We start from the raw sequence: 13793 nt of genomic DNA on the forward strand, positions 1-13793 counted from the left end.
GTCAGCCAAGCCAATCTGCTAACCGTCATCATAAAGCACTATAATTGATAGGCCTTTATAATGACGTTTCAAACTCTCTATATCTTTCTATAAGCGATTCATTATGGTAGCAAATCCCACCGAGCTTATTACCTCAGATAAAAATACGACGGTCAAGCTGGTCAAGTCACTATTGACACAAGCTCGGCAACGTAAAAAGCAAGGCCAGACTGTGATTGAGGGTGTCCACCTTATCGATGCGGCTTTGCGTAGCGATTACCCATTTTCTCAAATACTACTGGCAGAGTCAGCGCATAACCATCCTGAAGTTCTGCAAGTTTTAACTCGACTGCCAACTTACACGCCTATCTTAACGTTATCAGACTCGTTGTATGAGAGTATTCGCAGCTTGGGTACTGGTATCGATATTATGGCGATTATCAATATACCAGCGCCTACCCTGACGACAGTAAATGAGGACTGCTTGATTCTGAATGACGTGCAGGATAGTGGCAACGTGGGCACCTTGCTACGCACCGCAGCCGCGATTGGTATACGCAATATCTTATGTACCGCTGGCACGGCTCAAGCATGGTCTCCTAAAACCCTAAGAGCTGGCATGGGTGCACAGTTTGCCCTGACTATTTATGAAGGTCTAGTCGTGCAAGACATTTTAGATTATGTGCAAACGCCGTTGTTTGCGACCAGTTCACATACTGATACGGTTATTTATCAACATGATTTAAAGAAACCAATCGCGTGGATTATGGGACATGAAGGACAAGGTGTTTGTGACGAGCTGATGCAATGTGCCACCCCTATCGCCCTACCACAACCCAATGGTCAAGAGAGCCTTAATGTCGCTATTGCAGGCTCATTATGTTTATATGAAACCTTGCGCCAAAGAAAATATACTTAGCTTAAAACATCATAAAAAATGTTTTTGAGGTAATAAAAAACCCGCTATTAAAAATAGCGGGTTTTTTGTACTTCATTACTTATTAAGCAACTATTACACCTTACTGGTCAATTCAGGTAACGCTTCAAATAAGTCAGCTTCTAAGAAGTAATCAGCAACGCTTGCGATAGGCGCTTCTGGGTCATTGTTGATAGCAACAATAACTTTAGAGTCTTTCATACCAGCCAAATGCTGAATAGCGCCTGAGATACCAGCAGCGATATAAAGCTGCGGTGCAACGATTTTACCCGTTTGACCGACCTGCATATCGTTTGGTACATAGCCTGCATCAACTGCAGCACGTGATGCACCAACAGCAGCGCCTAGCTTGTCAGCTAATGGCTCGATATATTTAGTGAAGTTTTCACCGTTTGCTAGTGCACGACCACCAGAAACCACAATGCTAGCTGAAGTCAATTCAGGACGATCAGACTTGGCCATCTCTTCGTTAACAAAGCTTGCTTTACCAGTCTCTTGAACATTGTCAATCGCTTCAACAGTGGCAGAACCACCTTCGCTTGCTACTGGATCAAAACCAGTTGCACGTACAGTTAATACCACTTTATCTTCTGAGGTCTTAACCGTTGCTGTTGCGTTACCTGCGTAGATAGGACGCTCAAACGTTTGCGCATCTACTACAGCAGAGATTTCTGACACCATACTAACGTCAAGCAAAGCAGCAACACGTGGCATAAAGTTCTTACCAGTGGTCGTTGCAGCAGCGACGATGTGGCTGTAATCGCCAGCAACATCAGCAACCAACAATGCAACGTTACCTGCTAGTTGATGCTCATACGCCGCGTTGTCAGCTAGTAAAACCTTACTAACACCTTCTGCTTTAGCTGCTTCGTCAGCGACCGCTTGTGCGCCACTACCAGCAACCAATACATGGACGTCATCACCCATTTGCTTAGCAGCTGCGATAGTGTTCAAAGTTGCCTTTTTTAGACTGGCATTGTCATGTTCTGCATATACCAAAATTGCCATGGTTCTAATCCTTTATTTGTTCGTATTATCTATTCATGCGGTTGTTTGTGTACAAAATTATGGTTACAGCCCAAATTGAATGTATGGGTCTGAACAAATAACCTTGTACATGATATGCCGTAGCGAAGTATTAGATTACTTTTGCTTCATTTTTTAGCTTATCGACCAACTCATCCACTGAACCAACTGTAATACCAGCTTTACGCTCAGCAGGTGGCACGACTTTAATAATCTCTTGCTTAGATGCCATATCAACACCAAAATCAGCTGGTGTCTTCTCATCAAGCGGCTTTTTCTTTGCTTTCATGATGTTAGGCAATTTAGCATAACGTGGCTCATTCAAGCGCAAGTCAGTGGTGATAACTGCTGGCAAATCAAGTGCAACCGTCTGCAAGCCGCCATCGATTTCACGAGTAACGTTTACTTTACCGCCGTCAACTTTTACTTCTGATGCAAACGTACCCTGACCGATACCCATCAATGCTGCTAACATTTGGCCTGTCTGGTTGTTGTCATCATCAATCGCTTGTTTACCCAATAGGATAATATCGGTGCTTTCGCTTTCAGCGATATTTTTAAGAATCTTAGCAACCTGTAGTGGATAAGGCTTGTCGTCAGTCAATACTAGAACACCACGATCAGCACCCAAGGCTAGAGCGGCACGGATCTGCTCTTGTGATTCTTTAGGACCAATCGAGGCAACGATAACCTCGTCAATAACGCCAGCTTCTTTTAGACGAACGGCTTCTTCTACTGCAATTTCATCAAAAGGGTTGATTGACATTTTAGTGTTTGATAAATCAACGCCAGAGTTATCAGCTTTTACACGAACTTTTACGTTATAATCAATGACACGCTTGACCGCTACTAATGCTTTCATACGTTCCTCGTTTGTTAATGTTATGAATTAAAATAAATCAGTTAAGAACCAAAGGTTCATTTTTTAAACTGTCGTTCAAAATACTACTCAAGGTTAATACTGCATCAACAGAATATAATCAAAAGAATAAGCACAAACTAAAAAATCATGCCCATCATCTTCGTTATATCTAAAATCTGCTAAAGCTAAGCCAACCGTTATTATCAGACCTACGTATCTTGCGTCAGCATAAGCCTAAGGTCAAGACAACGCCGTGAATAATGCGTCATAAATTTGTCACCATTCTATAATAAATAGTCTATAAGTGCACAATATCGACGTTTCTTATTGCTTAATAGCCAAACCTTTTGCACCTTTATAGCATTACTGGCGCTCTATTTACTTATCATTTTGTTATTATTTCTCTCTTTTAGCAGAATTGCAGGCCCATCAATATTAAAATACGTTTTTATCAGACTTAATCAGCAGTTCACTATCACGGATATCATCAAACAAAGACCAATCAGGCGTGACATCATTATTTTTAATGACACTCATATCCCCTGTTGTCTCCATAATAACGGCAAACACTTCAGTTTTTGATTTTATACCATTCTTGCGTAGCACTTCTTGAACATCACTGGTACTCAGGTTTGCCTCAGCCAAGTTGTCCCAGAAATATTCACCATGTGCCATTACTATAATCGGTTGATTATCTATCAAAGATTTTAACGATTTCACATTACGTCTGATGAGCGAAATCAAACCTTGAATCACAAACAGTACAGCAACAGCAAACAAGCCTTGCATCAATGAGGGTGTATCTGACAATACGGTAGACGCAAGTATACTACCAATGCCGACAGTCATTGCAAAATCGTGGCTTGACAGCTTAGAGAAGCTACGCAGTCCCATAAGACGGGTAAACAGCATCAGTCCTAGATAAAATCCGACTGCTGATAAAGAAATTCCCAATAGTTGCTGCCAATCAATCGCGAACCACGTTTCCCATTCCATAAGACATCCTCGTTTCACTTTTTATCGCTCAGTACACCATTATTTGAACCACTATTGTTTCATAGCATGGTCAAGCTAATAAGTAACTCCAAACTCCGTTAATCATCACTAGCAAATAATGACACTAGTGACTCTGTATTAGAAAATTTGAAACAAAAAAAGCAACCTGATGAGAGGTTGCCTTTTTTTAAAGTCTAAACAGTATTTTTATTGTTTTAACAAACAAAGTAATCAATGTCTATTGATAATCTTACTGCATCAAGCTTGCTGCAAACAGCTTACTTAATAGCAATTGAGATTAGATAGCTTCGATTTGCTCAGCTTGTGGGCCTTTTTTGCCATCACCTAAGATGAACGACACTTTTTGGCCTTCGGCTAGAGTTTTGAAACCGTTACCTTGGATAGCGCTGTAGTGAGCGAATACGTCTTGTCCGCCGTTGTCTTGAGCGATAAAACCAAAACCTTTAGCTTCATTAAACCACTTTACAGTGCCTTCAACTTTATCTGACATAAATTTTCCTAACTCTTTAACTGTTGGCGAGACGTGTGTCATCACCGATTAATTGATATATACCCAAATTATTTTTTGCTGAATGCAATGGTTAAAACCGCAGATCATCTTTCGATAACTTAAGGTTATAACCTAAAATCCTTTAAGTACAAGCTGATTATAACAGCTTTTCATAACAGCAACAGGCTAAATTGATGAATTTTGTAAACACTTAACATAACTATTGCGCCTTCATATCGTTAAAGGATGTTTTTATAGGCTATTGATATAATGGATGTTTTTATAATCCGACTCATTAAAGTAAGCTTTATGTAGTGAGAGTTACCTTATCTAATCATTAAAGATAAGTTCACGCTCACTATTTTAGCATTCATGTAACAGACAGCTATCTTACTGAGGTACTGGCAACCATGGTGAGCTTAATACCAATAAACACAGTGCAAAAAATATCAATGAGAATGACTGACTGTAGGCAATATACTTAGCCGGTATTACCAAGTCATTAGGAGAGTCGGGAATGCCTTTGCGCTTGAGCAGACGTGTGCCATAAATCCACCCAAAGACAGTATAGATACTATAAGCGGCAGGCACTGCTATCGCTAATGGGGTCAGATCAATGACATACAAAGCGACGGTAGACACAAAAAACCACGCCGTATCAAGTAATGAGCTGAACTTAAACAAGGGCGATTGAGGCAGTTTGCCGTCAGTTTTTTTGAGCATCTCCCCTTCTATCCAAATTAAAACTGCTACCACAGCGCTAAGAGTAATATATACGAATTGCGGCGTTAGCCAGTCAGGAGAAGATATTTGCACAACACACAACCTGTAATCTATAGAAATGAGAATAAGAAATCCAATCTCTTTGATGCTTGAGAGATTATTGGTTTCAAAAGAAAGGCCTTAAATCAGACAAAGCGTCAAACAACCTAGTAGTCTGTATAGGTCGAAGGCTCTCAGATAAAAAAGCGTTATAACAATAAAAGCCACGGCTGTTTATATGAGGCAAGAGTGACCCGTTTTCAACCAGTATCCACTATAAGGACGAATGCGGTGGAAATCTTACTCAGAGATAATCATCAAAAAACCCGTGCTATCAATCGATAACACGGGTTTTGTGTTCTATCTGAGCCATTAATTACTTAACAACTCACTCTTCAATTAGTTCTTTTCTTTATCGATGATTTTATTACCACCAATCCAAGGCATCATACCACGTAGCTTGGCACCCGTGATTTCGATTTGATGCTCAGCGTTGTTACGACGACGGGCAGTCATCGATGGATAGTTGGTTGCACCTTCAGAGATAAACATCTTCGCGTATTCACCAGACTGAATGCGTTTAAGTGCATTACGCATGGCTTCACGTGATTGCTCATTGATAACCTCTGTGCCAGTCACATATTCGCCGTATTCAGCGTTGTTACTGATTGAGTAGTTCATGTCAGCGATACCGCCTTCGTACATGAGATCTACGATAAGCTTTAACTCATGTAAGCACTCAAAGTACGCCATTTCTGGTGCATAGCCAGCTTCTGTTAACGTCTCAAAGCCCATTTTTACAAGCTCTACAGCGCCGCCACACAGTACTGCTTGCTCGCCGAATAGGTCCGTTTCAGTTTCATCTTTAAACGTGGTTTCGATGATACCTGAGCGACCACCACCAACACCAGCAGCATAAGACAGTGCCAATTGCTTAGCTTGACCTGACGCATCTTGGTAGATAGCGATAAGATCTGGGATACCACCGCCTTTGGCAAACTCTGAACGAACGGTATGACCTGGCGCTTTTGGTGCAACCATAATAACATCAAGATCGCCACGTGGTACGACTTGGTTATAATGAATGGCAAAGCCATGAGCGAAAGCTAAGGTAGCGCCTTCTTTGATGTTTGGCTCGATTACGTCGTTATATAGCTCTTTTTGGAACTCATCAGGCGTCAAAATCATGATGACATCAGCAGCTTTTACCGCTTCTTCCACTTCCGCAACTTTTAGGCCAGCATTTTCAGCTTTTTTCCATGAGCCAGAGTTTGCACGTAGACCAACAGTCACATCAACGTCTGAATCTTGTAGGTTAAGCGCGTGCGCATGACCTTGTGAGCCGTAACCAATGATGGCGACTTTTTTGCCTTGGATAATCGATAGATCACAATCTTTGTCATAATAAACGTTCATAAATAGAGTCCTTTTCCTCAATCATGGCTTGCCATGGATAGTAAACACTTATGCTGTAGCCACTATATATGAAATGGTCGCTAAGATAAGCATTCTGTTGATTTGAAATCAGTAAGGGTTAATAAAAAATCCTGTCGTTAGATACTAAACCACTTATAAGCTTAGCGTCTTTTCACCGCGTGCAATACCAATCACACCCGAGCGAACCACTTCCATAATACGTTCACGACCAATCACATCGATGAAGCCGTCAAGCTTGGCTTTGTCACCGACGATTTGAATGGTGTAAAGGTTTGAATTGACGTCAACGATTTGGGCGCGGAAAATATCTGCACTACGTTTAATCTCTTCACGTACGCCGCCAGTTGCACGAACTTTAATCAGCATCAGTTCACGCTCGACGTGTACGTTTTCTGATAGATTAAGCACTTTAACCACTTCAATCAATTTATGCAATTGTTTGGTGATTTGCTCGATTCTTTCAGGTGACGTAATCGTCGTTACCGTTAGACGTGAAATACTTGGGTCATCAGTGGGTGCGACGTTTAGCGTTTCGATATTGTAGCCACGTTGTGAGAACAAGCCGACTAATCGCGACAACGAACCCGCTTCGTTTTCCATCAATACCGAAATCAGATGTTGTTGTTGCATTAGGTACGCTCCCCTTTTGTTAACCACATATCACGCATCGCTTGCCCAGCAATTTGCATCGGATATACATGCTCATTACGATCGACATAAACGTCGATGAATACCAATTTATCTTTCATCGCCATGGCTTCAGCCAGTTGCGCCTCCATGGTTGCAGGATCGGTAATTTTAATCCCAACGTGACCATAGCTTTCAGCCAACTTAACAAAGTCAGGTAGTGAATTCATATAAGACTGCGCATGACGACCTTCATACAGCATGTCTTGCCACTGCTTTACCATCCCTAATTGAGCATTGTTTAGGTTTAGGATTTTGACTGGCAAATTGTATTGCAAGCAGGTTGAGAGCTCTTGGATGTTCATCTGAATAGAGCCTTCACCAGTGATACAAACCACATCGCGCTCAGGATTGGCAAGCTTCGCCGCCATTGCGTATGGCAGCCCTACACCCATGGTACCTAGACCACCTGAGTTTAGCCATTGACCCGGCTCGTTATAAGTATAGTAAAGAGCGGCAAACATCTGATGCTGACCGACGTCACTGGTGATAATCGCATTACTATTAGTCACCTTGTCTAACGCTTGGACGACTGCTTGTGGCTTAATGCCATTGTCAGTGCTGGTGTCATAGCGTAGGCCATGACGCGTACGCCACTCATTAATCTGTGACCACCAATCTAGTAATGCATGTTGCTCAAGCTGCTTATCATCACCGACAAGCTCTAACATATCAGTCAAGACAGACTTGACGTCACCTACGATAGGAATGTGGGCAAAAACAGTTTTTGAGATAGAGGTAGGATCAATATCGATATGAATAATTGTCGCATTAGGACAGAATTTTTTGACGTTATTGGTCACGCGATCATCAAAGCGTGCGCCAACTGCCAAAATAACGTCTGCATGATGCATGGTCATATTGGCTTCATAAGTGCCATGCATACCGAGCATACCCAAGAACTGACCATCAGAGCCTGGGAAAGTGCCAAGACCCATTAAGGTATTGGTCACTGGCAGATTCAAGCGATGGGCAATATCAGTCAGCTCAGCATGTGCTTTGCTCCAAACAACACCGCCGCCTGCATATACCACAGGACGTTTGGCTGCCAACAAGGTCTCTACTGCTTTTTTAATCTGACCGCCATGGCCTTTTAATGATGGCTGATATGAACGTATAAACACCTCTTGCGGGTATTCGTAAGCGAACTTTTCGCTTGGCGCTGTCATATCTTTTGGCACATCAATTACCACAGGACCTGGACGTCCAGACTGTGCAATATAAAAAGCCTTTTTAACAATCATTGGAATTTCGCTGGCATGGCGTACTTGAAAGCTATGCTTAACGATAGGGCGTGATACCCCTACCATGTCCGTTTCTTGGAAAGCATCTTCACCGATTAGGCTACTGGGTACCTGACCTGCAATCACGACCATTGGTACAGAGTCCATAAACGCCGTTGCAATAGCCGTCACCGTGTTAGTGGCACCAGGACCCGATGTTGCCAAGACAACACCCGTATTACCAGTTGTTCGTGAATAAGCATCGGCCATATGACCAGCTGCTTGTTCATGACGTACTAAAATATGCTCGACCGCTTCTTGCTGAAACAAAGCATCATAAATGTGAAGAACCGCACCACCTGGGTAGCCAAAGATATATTTGACACCTTCATCAGTCAGCGATTGCACCAACATCTCAGCGCCAGATAGCATCACAGGCTGCGAGCTGCCTTCTGCCAGACGTTGTTGCTTCTCTTCAAAATTTTTGGCTGCATGACCCGTTTGGGTATGTCCAGTCATGTTCGGACTTTGCGTGGTTTGCGTCACTGTCATCACCTTTTTTTGCGGCGAGAATTTGCGGTATTTTATAGTAAAAATAATCACATATAGGCGTTATTTCTGACTCATTAAACGATCGCCAATCCTTGTCCATATCAAGAATGTGTGCCTACTATACTTAAGTTATGCTGCTTTTGACACAGCAAAACACTCAAACATAGCAATGTATTTGAGGTCAGTTTTGTGACAGGATTTTATCGGCACACAGTGACAAGATGCGAATGCATCTATAAAAGAATCTTATTATTCATGATTAATACTAGCCAGCATCTATAGGGTATTTCTTGATACAAACTATCTATGTAGTAAAACACCTGTATAAAAACTCTGTATACAAAAAACATCTGTATAAATAGAGAACGTGATTTTCAAGCCAATACTGCATCACAAGATCATCAAGTCTTACAGCAGTTTTTTAAGAAATATCATCGCTAAATACTGTGGCCGTGTTTAATACAAACGCAAGCATGACACCCGACGCATATTAAATAATAAGTTTATCTTAGTCATTGTAGACAGATAAGTCCGGAGACAACGTATACAGACATTCTTAGTGATTATTATCACCAACACTGCTATATCGTTATCACAAAGAGAGCAGAACTTCGTAAGCCACTGATAAGTAACCCGTCGTCCTTGTCCTCAAGTGCCACGGCAATATCATAAAAGCCGCTCACTGACCAATCAACTGCTATTATATTCGATGGTTTGCGTGCTATTGTCAAGAAAAACTTCTAAACCCTATCCCCAACTATTGGTTATTAAATAATATACATTGATAAGTATTATTTGCTAGAATCAAACGCTAGTACATTTTTAGTACCATACAAACACTAAAATGTTATATTCATACATATATACATTTGCTTTATCAATTAAGAGGATTTCTGCCATGGCATATGCGTCTACGATTAATACCGCTGCCAAACTGCTAATAAGTATGAGTACCGCGTGTATGCTAATGCTGACAATGAATGCCAGCCATGCTATTCAAGTTTATAAGTCTGTTGGTGCTCATGGCGAAGTCAAATACAGCCAACATGCCCCACTTAATGGCAAGAATATTGAACTGATTGAGTTTCGTAGTGATGGTAGACAGACCAACGCAGGGCAAATGGCTGGTAAGACAGATGCCAATCAAAGCAATAATGCTCAAACCGCAGAGCAACAACGAGTGGCACAACTAGAAGCACGCATCAAAGAACAAGAAGCGCAAGCCAATGCGCAACGGTGCCAATCGCTACGCAATAACCTGACTAACTTAAACGTCGGTGGGCGTATCTATGAAATGGACGCCAATGGTAAGCGTCAATATCTAGATGGTCGTGAGATTGAGCTTAAACGTGAGCGAGTGCAGCAGGCTATCGACCAGTATTGTGGTAACCCTACTACTTAATAGCATGCCTACAATGACGGCTATCAATATTGGTTAATGATACCCACCATTAATAGTAGCAGCGTTTATTGTTAATAATCCGCTGCATAACATGACGAATAGCTGCAGGCATATCTTGAGCTTGTAGCCCTCGTTGACCAATCAGTAATATACTATTATCGCTGCCATCATAGGCTTGATTGACCAGCATATCTCCTGCTTGCCCGTGTATGACAACTGCTTGGTGCAAGCGGCGCGACTCTTCAGCCAAGTCTTGTTGTGCAAGCAGTCCTGCCGTTACGCCGGAGAGTATATCCCCCATTCCAGCGGTTGCCATACCGGCGTTTCCAACACCGCAAACATAGACCTGCTCCTGCGCTACGCTTTGCTCTACTGCCCTTTGAAATAATGCCTTTTGCTCCAGTACCAGTGAACCTGCCCCTTTTAGCACCCAATCACCACCATAGGTTTCCGCGCACTTTTTAATTGCTGCTAACCTATCGCTTTCTACTTTGCTTATTTTTATATTTAACAATCTCGCCGCTTCGCCGCTATGAGGCGTTAGGCAGACCTGATGATTAATGCTGTACTCTTTTAGCCGCTGTGCCAACTCGTGGTGCTCGGCTTGCAATGATGCTAGGTGATACAGGCCGTCAGCATCAATGACAATAGGCTTTTCCTGCTCTATCGCTACTTGCATATAGCTGACGAATATATTCTTTGCTTTTTCATCACGGCCTAATCCCATGCCTATGGCGATTACGCTGGCTTCCTTTATCAGCTGACTCACACCATCAATATCATGCAGGTTAATAGTCATGGCATCTGGTAGTGAGGTTAGCAAAGCGCCGTGGAAATCTTCGTGACAGGCGACCGTGATTTTACCTGCGCCTGTGGCCATGGCACTAGAAGCAGACAGTATTGCCGCTCCGCCCATGCCTTGCGACCCATCGACCCGATTACCTCCAATAATCAGCACATGACCATAGCTGCCTTTATAGCTGTTTTGTTGACGTGATTTTAAGCCATGTGCAGTCGTCACTAACTGAGCGACTGGTCTTAACGCTCTGTCATTCATTGGATAAGGTATAAGTGAGATATCAAGGACCTCTCCGCTATGATCCATGCCATCTTTGGTATGCAACCCAAACTTGCGCGCAATCAAACATAGCGTGACATCAGCCTGTATCGCCTTACCGTCAAACACCTCACCCGTAGAAGCCACTAAACCACTGGGAATATCGACGGCAATTGCTAGAGACTTATGGTACTGCGTTAAACCGTTAAACGTTTTGATTGCCTGTGCATAGCTGCCTTCAGGTGCTCGATCCAATCCAATACCAAATATGGCATCGATATAGACATCTGCCTGTAGATTATTGGTTATCTCATCATTTTTATCACACTGACTGCCTTCATAGCGCTGATAAGGGCAATTAGCAGAAAGTGCCAGCTGTTGCGCTTTTTTTGCATCAGAGACTTCTGTCTTATCCTTTACCTCAAAGCGCTCATTTATATCAGCATTACAATCTTTAAGGTCATCACTTTCAAAGTCATCCTCTTCAAAACCCACTGCCATTACTTTTACTTGCCAGCCCATTTGCTGCAAATAATGCGCGATAAGCCAACCATCGCCACCATTATTACCTTTCCCTAGCCAAATGCTCGCTCGTCGCTGACAAGTTTTAGATTGAAAAATATGACTGTCAGCTGCTGCATCTGTATTCAGATATCTTTGTTCATAGAGCGGCGCTATCTGCTGTGCCATTTGCCATGCCGCCTGCTGCATAAGCCCAAAGCTATCATTGCCTGCTGCAAACCAGGCCTGCTCCATCGCATAGACCTGTGCACTGCTATATAACGCTATAGATTGAATACGTAATTGATGGGAATGAGTTTGCATAGATGCCCCTCGGCTATTTTTATTGATTGTTTTTAGCTGACAAATTTTAGCTGACAAAAACGAGAGTAATGTCTTTTAATATCAGCTTAGCAAAAACTTGCTTTCGTGAGTGTATGGATATGCATACAAGTTTATTTACTTTTCTACTTGCGCTCTTAGCTCACTCGCTTATCATAACGGTAATTACTCTAATACTTACTATTTTCAATGCCTAATTCATCAAAGCCAAAAACCTCAAGCACCTCTACCAGTTCTGCTGATGTGCATGCGCCTAAAAACAAGATTGATATCAGTAACACGCCAGTGTTTACCACCACGATGGATGTTAAACAATGGATCACCACTCAAGCACAGGCTCTAGGGTTTGCTGATTGTGGATTTTTATCGGTTCATCACCCGTTGTTCGCCCAGCAAATGCAGCAGTTACAACTGTGGTTAGATAAAGGATACGAAGGGCAGCTACAGTTTATGCACAATAACCATCATCTGCGTGCCAACCCTGCAGAACTGGTAGAGGGTGCAAAGACCATCATCAGTGTGCGTATGGATTACCTGACCCAAGCACCAACACCACGTGCTGTCACTGATAACGATCTGCCTAATCAAGGCATCATTGCTCGCTATGCCAGAGGCCGCGACTATCACAAAACGATGCGCGGCCGCCTAAAGCAATTGGCATTGAAGATAGAATCCATGCTGCCAGAGTGGCAACATCTAAATATTGGCTCAGAGCAAGATTTTGTTTTCAGACCATTTAGTGATTCTGCGCCTATATTTGAGCGACCTATTGCCGATGCTGCAGGTCTGGGTTGGACAGGTAAGCATACACTGCTGATAAACAAACAGGCAGGCTCATTTTTTGTGCTTGGCGAATTATTCATCAGCCTTGAATTACCTGATGATGCACCCGTCACCGAGCATTGCGGCAGCTGCAGTGCCTGTATTGATATCTGCCCGACCCAAGCAATCATTGCGCCTTATGAGCTTAATGCCTCTGCTTGTATTTCTTACCTGACTATTGAACACGATGGCACTATTGATCTCAAATACCGACGTGCTATTGGCAATCGCGTCTTTGGCTGCGATGACTGTCAACTTATCTGTCCTTGGAATCGCTATGCCAATATAACGCCTGTAGAAGACTTTGCCCCAAGGAACAATCTTGATAAAAGTAGCTTGTTAGACTTATGGCAATGGCAAGAAGCTGATTTTATGAAAAACACGCAAGGCAGCCCGCTTAGACGTACAGGTTATGTGAACTTCTTACGTAATATCGCTATCGGTCTAGGCAACGCCCCCGCTAGCCAAGAAGTTATCGAACAATTACAGTCAAAACTAGGTGTGCATAGCGAGATGCTTGATGAACATATCAACTGGGCACTTTCTGAACAAGCCGAAAAATGAGCTATTAGACCTCTTGCAAAAGTAGTTGTAAGACACAACGTATATTATTGAACTCTACTTACTTAATAGATATGCCAAACATAGATAAGCTACTCAAACAAAGTGACGCTGGTTTTAAACGCTACACTGGCAT

General features: G+C 42.6%; 12 protein-coding genes. 3 read left to right on the forward strand and 9 right to left on the reverse strand.

The window, feature by feature from the left end:
• Nucleotides 1–103: 103 nt before the first annotated feature.
• Complete coding sequence (locus tag QL919_RS12305; protein ID WP_290189775.1) at nt 104–898, forward strand: RNA methyltransferase; 795 nt, start codon at nt 104–106, stop codon at nt 896–898.
• A 93-nt stretch (nt 899–991) separates the two neighbouring features.
• Here the strand turns inward: QL919_RS12305 and QL919_RS12310 are convergent, their stop codons facing one another.
• From QL919_RS12310 to QL919_RS12345, 8 genes are all read right to left on the reverse strand, one after another.
• Nucleotides 992–1924: an FAD-binding protein gene (locus QL919_RS12310; protein WP_290189776.1), complete on the reverse strand. Its 933-nt coding sequence runs from the start codon at nt 1922–1924 to the stop codon at nt 992–994.
• Between the two features lie 130 nt (nt 1925–2054).
• The gene (locus tag QL919_RS12315) at nt 2055–2804 is read right to left on the reverse strand and encodes an electron transfer flavoprotein subunit beta/FixA family protein (protein WP_290189777.1); all 750 of its coding nucleotides are present in this window, start codon (nt 2802–2804) and stop codon (nt 2055–2057) included.
• A 435-nt stretch (nt 2805–3239) separates the two neighbouring features.
• On the reverse strand, nt 3240–3800 hold the full coding sequence (locus QL919_RS12320) for a YetF domain-containing protein (protein WP_290189778.1): 561 nt from the start codon (nt 3798–3800) through the stop codon (nt 3240–3242).
• 298 nt (nt 3801–4098) lie between these two features.
• Entirely contained in the window at nt 4099–4311 is a 213-nt protein-coding gene (locus QL919_RS12325; RefSeq protein ID WP_057758834.1) for a cold-shock protein, read from the reverse strand.
• Between the two features lie 390 nt (nt 4312–4701).
• The gene (locus QL919_RS12330; protein ID WP_290189779.1) at nt 4702–5127 is read right to left on the reverse strand and encodes a hypothetical protein; all 426 of its coding nucleotides are present in this window, start codon (nt 5125–5127) and stop codon (nt 4702–4704) included.
• A gap of 345 nt (nt 5128–5472) precedes the next feature.
• Entirely contained in the window at nt 5473–6489 is a 1017-nt protein-coding gene (gene ilvC / locus QL919_RS12335; RefSeq protein ID WP_290189780.1) for a ketol-acid reductoisomerase, read from the reverse strand.
• 153 nt (nt 6490–6642) lie between these two features.
• Nucleotides 6643–7140, reverse strand: a complete 498-nt coding sequence (gene ilvN / locus QL919_RS12340) for an acetolactate synthase small subunit (RefSeq protein ID WP_290189781.1) — start codon at nt 7138–7140, stop codon at nt 6643–6645.
• Nucleotides 7140–8972, reverse strand: coding sequence for an acetolactate synthase 3 large subunit (locus tag QL919_RS12345; RefSeq protein WP_290189782.1), 1833 nt, complete (start codon nt 8970–8972; stop codon nt 7140–7142). Before QL919_RS12345 ends, ilvN begins: the two co-directional genes overlap by 1 nt.
• An 898-nt stretch (nt 8973–9870) precedes the next feature.
• Between QL919_RS12345 and QL919_RS12350 the strand changes: the two genes are divergently transcribed.
• Complete coding sequence (locus QL919_RS12350; RefSeq protein WP_290189783.1) at nt 9871–10374, forward strand: DUF4124 domain-containing protein; 504 nt, start codon at nt 9871–9873, stop codon at nt 10372–10374.
• Nucleotides 10375–10423: 49 nt separating this feature from the next.
• On the opposite strand, the gene QL919_RS12355 is transcribed toward QL919_RS12350, so the two are convergent.
• Nucleotides 10424–12256 carry an NAD(P)H-hydrate dehydratase gene (locus QL919_RS12355; protein ID WP_290189784.1) on the reverse strand — a complete coding sequence of 611 codons (1833 nt, stop codon included), beginning with the start codon at nt 12254–12256 and terminating at the stop codon, nt 10424–10426.
• A 318-nt stretch (nt 12257–12574) separates the two neighbouring features.
• Here QL919_RS12355 and queG point away from each other — a divergent pair, with 318 nt between their 5' ends.
• Nucleotides 12575–13660, forward strand: coding sequence for a tRNA epoxyqueuosine(34) reductase QueG (gene queG, locus QL919_RS12360; protein ID WP_290189787.1), 1086 nt, complete (start codon nt 12575–12577; stop codon nt 13658–13660).
• The last annotated feature ends 133 nt before the right edge of the window (nt 13661–13793 follow it).

Source organism: Psychrobacter sp. APC 3426, from assembly GCF_030408035.1.
GTDB lineage: Bacteria > Pseudomonadota > Gammaproteobacteria > Pseudomonadales > Moraxellaceae > Psychrobacter.

Excerpts from the sequence above, each read along its gene's own strand:
- QL919_RS12305 (WP_290189775.1), top strand. The coding sequence starts at position 104 with ATGGTAGCAAATCCCACCGAGCTTATTACCTCAGATAAAAATACGACG.
- QL919_RS12310 (WP_290189776.1), bottom strand. The coding sequence starts at position 1,924 with ATGGCAATTTTGGTATATGCAGAACATGACAATGCCAGTCTAAAAAAG.
- QL919_RS12315 (WP_290189777.1), bottom strand. The coding sequence starts at position 2,804 with ATGAAAGCATTAGTAGCGGTCAAGCGTGTCATTGATTATAACGTAAAA.
- QL919_RS12320 (WP_290189778.1), bottom strand. The coding sequence starts at position 3,800 with ATGGAATGGGAAACGTGGTTCGCGATTGATTGGCAGCAACTATTGGGA.
- QL919_RS12325 (WP_057758834.1), bottom strand. The coding sequence starts at position 4,311 with ATGTCAGATAAAGTTGAAGGCACTGTAAAGTGGTTTAATGAAGCTAAA.
- ilvC (WP_290189780.1), bottom strand. The coding sequence starts at position 6,489 with ATGAACGTTTATTATGACAAAGATTGTGATCTATCGATTATCCAAGGC.
- ilvN (WP_290189781.1), bottom strand. The coding sequence starts at position 7,140 with ATGCAACAACAACATCTGATTTCGGTATTGATGGAAAACGAAGCGGGT.
- QL919_RS12345 (WP_290189782.1), bottom strand. The coding sequence starts at position 8,972 with ATGACAGTGACGCAAACCACGCAAAGTCCGAACATGACTGGACATACC.
- QL919_RS12350 (WP_290189783.1), top strand. The coding sequence starts at position 9,871 with ATGGCATATGCGTCTACGATTAATACCGCTGCCAAACTGCTAATAAGT.
- QL919_RS12355 (WP_290189784.1), bottom strand. The coding sequence starts at position 12,256 with ATGCAAACTCATTCCCATCAATTACGTATTCAATCTATAGCGTTATAT.
- queG (WP_290189787.1), top strand. The coding sequence starts at position 12,575 with ATGGATGTTAAACAATGGATCACCACTCAAGCACAGGCTCTAGGGTTT.